The organism is Vibrio sp. 10N.247.311.12 (genome assembly GCF_041467515.1).
Taxonomy (GTDB): domain Bacteria; phylum Pseudomonadota; class Gammaproteobacteria; order Enterobacterales; family Vibrionaceae; genus Vibrio; species Vibrio crassostreae_C.
The window spans coordinates 25,934-34,444 of sequence record NZ_JBFSUV010000057.1 but is presented as its reverse complement, the minus strand read 5'-3'; the positions used below and the strand labels follow the sequence as shown (position 1 = coordinate 34,444).

General features: G+C 48.3%; 1 protein-coding gene. It reads left to right on the top strand.

Annotated features, from left to right (window positions below; genetic code table 11):
- Window positions 1–8: 8 nt before the first annotated feature.
- The gene (locus AB6E30_RS20070) at window positions 9–8,504 is read left to right on the top strand and encodes a VCBS domain-containing protein (protein ID WP_408063632.1); all 8,496 of its coding nucleotides are present in this window, start codon (window positions 9–11) and stop codon (window positions 8,502–8,504) included.
- Window positions 8,505–8,511: the final 7 nt, after the last annotated feature.

The window sequence follows — 8,511 nt, the reverse complement described above, 5'->3', positions numbered from 1 at the left end:
AAGTGGCGATTAACGGCACTAACGACGCCGCTACTGTCAGCAGTGCGACCGTCGCTATCGATGAAACCGACAAAGCAGTAACGACTTCAGGAACATTGACCAGTACCGACGTGGATAATCAAGATAATGCGTTTACACCGGATTCGATTACTGGCACCAATGGTGACCTGACTATTGATGCTAATGGCCATTGGGCGTTCACCGCCAACAGCGCGTTTGACCAATTAAACGTCGGCGATAAAGTCGAAGAGACCTTTACGGTATCGTCGGTTGATGGCACACCGTCAACCATCAAAGTGACGATTAACGGCACTAACGATGCAGCGACAGTCAGTACCGCAACAGTCAGTGTGGATGAAACGGACAGCGCTATAACAACTTCTGGAACCCTCACCAGTACTGACGTGGATAACCCAGACAACACGTTTACGCCGGATTCTATTTCAGGTACCAACGGTGACCTGACTATTGATGCTAATGGACATTGGGTGTTCACTGCCAACAGCGCGTTTAATCAGCTAAACGTCGGCGATAAGGTCGAAGAGACCTTCACTGTCTCGTCCATCGATGGCACACCTTCCACCATAAAAGTCACGATTAACGGTACTAACGACGCCGCTACTGTCAGCAGCGCGACCATTGCCATCGATGAGACTGACAAAGCAGTCACGACATCAGGAACGTTGACCAGCACCGATGTAGACAACCCAGACAACACGTTTGCGCCGGATTCTATTTCAGGCACCAACGGTGACCTGACTATTGATGCCACTGGCCACTGGGTATTCACTGCCAACAGCGCGTTTAATCAATTAAACGTTGGCGATAAAGTCGAAGAAACCTTCACTGTGTCGTCGGTTGATGGCACACCCTCGACCATCAAAGTCACGATTAACGGCACTAACGACGCCGCTACTGTCAGCAGTGCGACCGTCGCCATTGATGAAACCGGCAAAGCGGTAACAACTTCAGGCACGCTAACCAGTACCGATGTTGATAACCCAGACAATACCTTCACGCCAGATTCTATTTCAGGCACCAACGGTGACCTGACTATTGATGCCAATGGTCATTGGATGTTCACCGCTAACAGCGCGTTTAATCAATTGAACGTTGGCGATAAAGTCGAAGAGACTTTCACTGTGTCGTCTGTTGATGGCACACCTTCGACCATTAAAGTCACGATTAACGGCACTAACGACACCGCTACTGTCAGCAGTGCGACCGTAGCCATCGATGAGACTGACAAAGCAGTCACGACATCAGGAACGTTGACCAGCACCGATGTAGACAACCCAGACAACACGTTTGCGCCGGATTCTATTTCAGGCACCAACGGTGACCTGACTATTGATGCTAATGGACATTGGGTGTTCACCGCCAACAGCGCGTTTAATCAGCTAAACGTCGGCGATAAGGTCGAAGAGACCTTCACTGTCTCGTCCATCGATGGCACACCTTCCACCATAAAAGTCACGATTAACGGTACTAACGACGCCGCTACCGTCAGCAGCGCGACCATTGCCATCGATGAAACTGACAAAGCGGTAACCACATCAGGCACGCTAACCAGTACTGACGTGGATAATCCAGATAATGCGTTCACGCCGGATTCTATTACTGGCACCAATGGCAACCTAAACATCGACGCCCATGGTCAATGGGTCTTCACCGCTAACAGCGCATTTAATCAATTAAACATCGGCGATAAAGTCGAAGAAACCTTCACGGTGTCGTCTGTTGATGGCACACCCTCGACCATCAAAGTGACGATTAATGGCACTAATGACGCAGCTACTGTCAGCAGTGCGACCGTTGCCATCGATGAAACCGATAAAGCGGTAACTACCTCAGGCACGCTAACCAGTATCGACGTCGATAATCCAGATAACGCATTCACACCGGATTCGATTACTGGCACCAATGGCGACCTGACTATTGATGCCAATGGCCATTGGACATTCACCGCCAACAGCGCATTTAATCAATTAAACGTCGGCGATAAAGTAGAAGAAACCTTCACTGTCACTTCCGTTGATGGCACACCTTCGACCATTAAAGTCACGATTAACGGCACTAACGACGCCGCTACTGTCAGCAGTGCAACCGTTGCTATCGATGAAACTGACAAAGCGGGAACCACCTCAGGCACACTAATCAGTACCGACGTAGATAATCCAGATAACACTTTCACACCTGATTCGATTACTGGAGCTAACGGTGACCTGACTATTGATGCTAATGGGCATTGGGTGTTCACCGCCAACAGTGCGTTTAATCAATTGAACGTCGGCGATAAAGTCGAAGAGACCTTTACGGTATCGTCGGTTGATGGCACACCGTCGACCATAAAAGTGACGATTAACGGCACTAATGACGCAGCTACTGTCAGCAGCGCGACCGTTGCCATCGATGAGACTAACAAAGCGGTAACAGCTTCAGGTACCCTCACCAGTACCGATGTAGACAACCCAGACAACACGTTTACACCGGATTCTATTTCAGGTACCAACGGTGACCTGACTATCGATGCTAATGGTCATTGGGTGTTCACCGCGAGCAGCGCGTTTAATCAGTTAAACGTCGGCGATAAAGTAGAAGAAACCTTCACGGTGTCGTCTGTTGATGGAACACCGTCCACTATCAAGGTGACAATCAACGGTACTAACGACACCGCTACTGTCAGCAGTGCGACCGTCGCTATCGATGAAACTGACAAAGCGGTAACGACATCAGGAGCTCTCACCAGTACCGACGTGGATAATCCAGATAACGCATTCACACCGGATTCGATTACTGGCACCAACGGCAACCTCACCATTGGTGCTAATGGCCAATGGACATTCACCGCCAACAGTGCGTTTAATCAATTGAACGTCGGCGATAAAGTCGAAGAAACCTTTACCGTCTCTTCCGTTGATGGCACACCGTCGACCATCAAAGTGACGATTAATGGCACCAATGACCGCCCTACTATCTCAGGTACCTCAAGTGGCGCGGTGATCGAGCAGGGCTTGAACACGGCAGGAAACCCCGATGCGACAGGGAGCTTAATCGCGACTGATATAGATAAGTCCGACACCGTTACGTGGGCAATCAATCAACCCCAAGGTCAATGGGGAACGCTGTCGATTGATCAGCATGGTCATTGGCACTATCAGCTAGACAATTCAACCGGCGGTGCCGCGGATAAACTCGCGGCTGGTGAACATCAGTCTGAATCATTCTGGATCACCGCTACCGATTCAACAGGAGCGACAGTCCCTCATAAAGTCGTTATCGATGTGCAAGGCAGCAACGACAAACCAATTGTCAGTGCGTGGACTCAGCTTCCTGCGGGTAAAGAGGATCAACCCGTAACCATCAAGGCTTCTGACTTGCTAACACATGCAAGCGATGTGGATAGTAGCGATGTATTGCACGTGACAAATTTGCAAGCGACACACGGTAGCCTGACTGATAATAAAGATGGCACTTATACCTTCACGCCAGATAAAGATTTCAATGGTGAGATTCGACTCACCTATGATGTGGTTGACGGCCATGGGGGCAGCGTCAGCACTCAAGCTAAGTTTGATCTTATCGCAACTCCAGATAACGCGATTATTACCGACGCACAAGCCAATGCAGACTTACGGGGAGTAACTGAAGATCGCGGCTATATAGATACCCACTACCAACTGCATTACGACGGCAGATTAAACATCCAAGACCCTGATAAGGGAGAGGCACAGTTTGATCCGAATATAGGCTCACAAACCTATCAAGGTATTGGCTACGACACCAAACTGGGTGGGCACATACTGCTCATGCGCGACGGTCACTACACCTATACCCTCGACAACCGCAATATACAGAACTTAGCGCAAGGCGAAGTTAAACACGATTCAGCCATTATACGCTCAGCAGATGGTACAACACACACGATAGAGCTAACGGTTCATGGTACCAACGATGCCCCAACCATCAATGCTCAGTCCCACTCAGTGACTGAAGGTGGAAGCGTTCTAAATGGACAAATGGTTGGCCAAGATATTGATACCGGTGCGGCCTTGACTTACAGCGCACCGCAGATTGATGGCTTGGTGGTTAATCCGGACGGCAGTTATAGCTTCGATCCTGCTCACTCTAGCTATCAATCGTTAGCATCAGGTGTCACGAAGACATTGACTGTTCCAGTAACAGTCACAGACGAGCATAATGCGAGCAGCACTCAAAACCTCTCAATAACGATTACAGGGGTTAATAATTCTGCCGTTATCGGCGGTGTCTATACTGGAGATGTTCATGAAGGGCATACCTATACAGCACCAGATGGTACAATGTCTGGTGGCTACGTCGATGATCGCTCACCAGATCATATGCATGGAAACATCGGCAAATTATGGAACGACGAAATACACACTGATGGTCACCTGAACATTGTTGATCCAGACTCCGGTGAAAGCCATGCCCAAACCGGCGTTTATTACGGCACTCATGGTCGTGTCATACTTCAGAGTAACGGAGATTGGAGCTACTACGCTTCCATAGGCCAAGACGCAACAGGTAGAAAGATTGATCACCTCGGCCAAGGTGAATCGATAACGGATACTGTCACCGTCAAATCGGCTGATGGCACCACTCACGATATTGTTGTCACCGTTCATGGCGATAACGACCGTCCGTATTGTTCTGGTGAAGTGCAACTGTACAGCGGTAAAGAAGATCTTGCTCAAACCATCACAGCAACCGAGCTAATCGCTAATACTGTTGACGTAGACGCCAACGATGCAGGTAAGCTCACTATCGCTAATTTGCATGCTGACCATGGCTCGATTCAAGACAATCACGATGGAACCTTCACCTTCACTCCAAGCCACAATTACAACGGCAGCGTCCACTTCACCTACGATGTGAAAGACGCGCATGGTGGTACAACACACACTGGCGCATCAACGACGCTCTCGGCGGTTGGCGATGCTGCCCAAATCGCTGGCGTTGATACTGGTTCAATAACCGAAAGCAGCGCGGGTGTCGACATGTCACCTGACTATGCTCACTCAGGCATAGCCACACTTGGCAATACAACACTCTATGCGGATGGCAAGCTGACCATCACAGACCCCGATGTAGGCGAGTCAGGATTTGAACGCCAAGGCAGCAATGGTTACGACTATCACGGCACCTATGGCGATCTAATCTTACTCACCGATGGCACCTGGCATTACCATGCCGATGCTGGGCATCTATCAGGTATAGGTGCTAGACCCACAACGCGTGGCACTGCAATTGACCAACTTGGTGAAGGGCAAAGCTTAACCGATACGATTACAGTCCATTCAAAAGATGGTACAACACACGATATTGTCATCACCATTCACGGCAGTAACGACAGACCTTACTGTTCATCTGAAGTGGTGCTTGCAAATGGCAGTGAAGATACACGCCAAACCTTAACCACCGCGCAACTATTAGCGAATACCGTCGATGTTGATGCCAATGACGCCGGTAAGCTAACCATTGAAAACCTCCATGTCGACCATGGCTCTATTCTAAACAATGCCGATGGTACGTTTACGTTTACCCCAGAGAAAGACTATAACGGCGATGTACACTTCAGCTATGACGTTAAGGATGCACACGGTGGTGTGACCCACACCGGCGCAACCACCAACTTAGCTGCGGTTAACGACAACCCTGATGTGACGCCTTTAACCGACAGTGTCAGTGAGGGGGCCGATAATCATCACACCCTCAATCTGCTAGTAGGTGCCACAGACAAAGACGGCGACGCTTTAAGCGTCAGTCACCTTGAATATGCCATCGATGGTCAACTTCAGGCAGGGAAAATCCCCGCAGGTATCACCTTAGATACTGATGGTCATACATTAATTGTTGATGCCACTGATCCCGCATTTAACCATTTGGCCAATGGTCAGTCGCAACAAATCGCTATCACTTATCAAGTAGAAGATGGCCATGGTGGAAGTACGCAACAAACCGCCACGCTTACGATTGCCGGGACAGATGATAAAGCCACACTGGTTTCTAATGTCATTCAGCTCACTGAAACACAAGCGCTGGATAGCGAATTTAAATCCTATAGAGGCCAGCTTCAGCTGATTGACCCTGATAGTGGCGATAACACTCAGTTTGTTTTTAGCGGTAAATATTTAGGTCAAGGGTTTGCACCTGGTTACCTTGATGTTTGGCCTAATGGCACTTATCAATTCAGATTAAATACAGGTACCAATCATCATTCGGACGATCTAATCAGTAGCCTACATGCTGGCGAGTCGATGGAGCTCCCCTACGAAGTCGAAACCACTGATGGTCAGAAGCTCACCATTATGGTGAAAGTGACCGGTGAAGATAACCAAGCAAAAATTGCAGTGACGCCCCACTCCAGCCTAAATAATCATGTTTACGAAGATCATACTTCCTTTGGCAATACCACCAATCAGCTCAGCAGTGGTGGCACGTTACACGTCATTGACCCGGATCACGACCAAGCCGGTTTTATCGCACAAACCATCACCACCACCGAAGGTGGTCAGTTCAATATCAACGCACAGGGCCAATGGTCATACGATATTGACAATGATAAAGTCCAACATTTAGGCGCAGGGGAAAGCTTCCAGCAAACCTTTACCGTTGAATCTATTGATGGCAGTGCTAAAAAAGATATCACAGTGACCGTTCATGGCACCAATGATGCGCCAATTGCCTCGGCTGAAGTGCGTTTAGCGAATGGCTTAGAAGATAGCAAAATTGTCCTCACCCCAGCACTGCTACTTGCTAACACAACTGATATCGATGATAACGATATTGGCAAATTATCCATTGAGAACCTACACGCCGACCATGGTTCGATATTAATTAATGGCGATGGCACCTTTACCTTTACGCCAGAAAAAGACTATAACGGCGATGTCCATTTTAGCTATGACGTCAAAGATGCCCACGGTGGTGTGACCCACACCGGTGCATCAACAACACTCTCGGCAGTTGGCGATGCTGCGATCTTCACCGGAGATAAAAGCGGTCAAATTACAGAAGATCGCCATGTACAAGGTGATGCTCAACATACGATATTTGTCACTGGCGTGTTGAATGTTATCGATCCTGATGCCAGTGAAGATCATTTTTACGCCACTCGTAATGCCCATGCGGTCAGTGATCCCTATGGCGGTCATCTGACCATTGGAAAAGCCGGTGATTGGGCTTATTCGGTTCCCAATGCCAATATTCAGCACTTAGCGGCAGGGCAAGTCGAGCAGGTTCAATATGAAGTAACGACCGCTGGTGGTGATAAACAAATTATTACCATCAATGTACATGGCACTAATGATAAACCAACAGTTTCTGAAGTTATCGCAGGTGCACATAACATTGATGAAGATGCTGCAAATGCGACCTCTGGGCAAATTATTATCAGCGATGTTGATCATAGCGATCAACATTCTGTCAGTATTGATAGCCAACATCAGCCACAGTATGGTTCTGTTACCTATAATAGCAATACACAAACTTGGGTCTACACACTTAATAACAGCAATAGCCATGTTAATGCTTTAAATAATGGTGAACAATTGACCGATAAGTTTTCTCTATTAGTCGATGATGGACACGGGGGCATTACAACTCAAGAAGTTGAAATGCGCATTGATGGACACAGCGATGTTCCACCAATGCCAACCCTAGTTGCCCCTGCAAAAATTACCGGCAGTGCAGGCAATCAGGACCTGCATGCCTCAATCGGAATTCCTCCAATTATTCACCAAGGAACGCCTACGCCAATGACAGGCTGGGGAATATCAGATCACCACGGACACTCTCTCACTGCATTACACGGTCAATTTGGTACTTTGCATGTCAATCCTGCAACCGGAGAGTTGAGTTACGATTACCAACAAACTTCATCAGGCGTCGTTAAGACACATACAGGAGGCTCTTACGGTAGTGGTACAGACGAAACCGACTCGTTTGTTTTAACCCTAGGAGGCGATCAAAACTCACAAGTCGCGGTGCACCTACATTTGCACTCGCAATCCGTCCATGGAAACAGCGGACATCACATTGACCAAACCACACTAACTGGCATGGATTTATCGCCAATCGCTCCACCACCTCCTCCAGCACCCGGCATGAGCCAAGCGGATGAACCGGATGCCTCTTTCAGCACCCCTGATGAAGTTACTCTTAATTTTGATGAGGTGACGGCAAACCTAGAACATACAGCGATAGGCGAACACGAACAGCGTTCTGGTGCCCATGCTTACCTAGACGCTCTGGGTATTAATGCTGACTCGCCGTCTATAGATTCACCGTCACACAATGTACCAGTAGCGCATGATATCGATATCATTTTCAGTGATGCCGAGAGTGCTTATGGGGCTGAGCAAACTGACGATGGTATGAGTGATGGGCTGTCTCACCATACCGATAACCCATCTATTGATGATTCTTTACACCATCATAATGACGTTGACGGACTGCCTGACATAGACCCAAATAACTAGAACATCA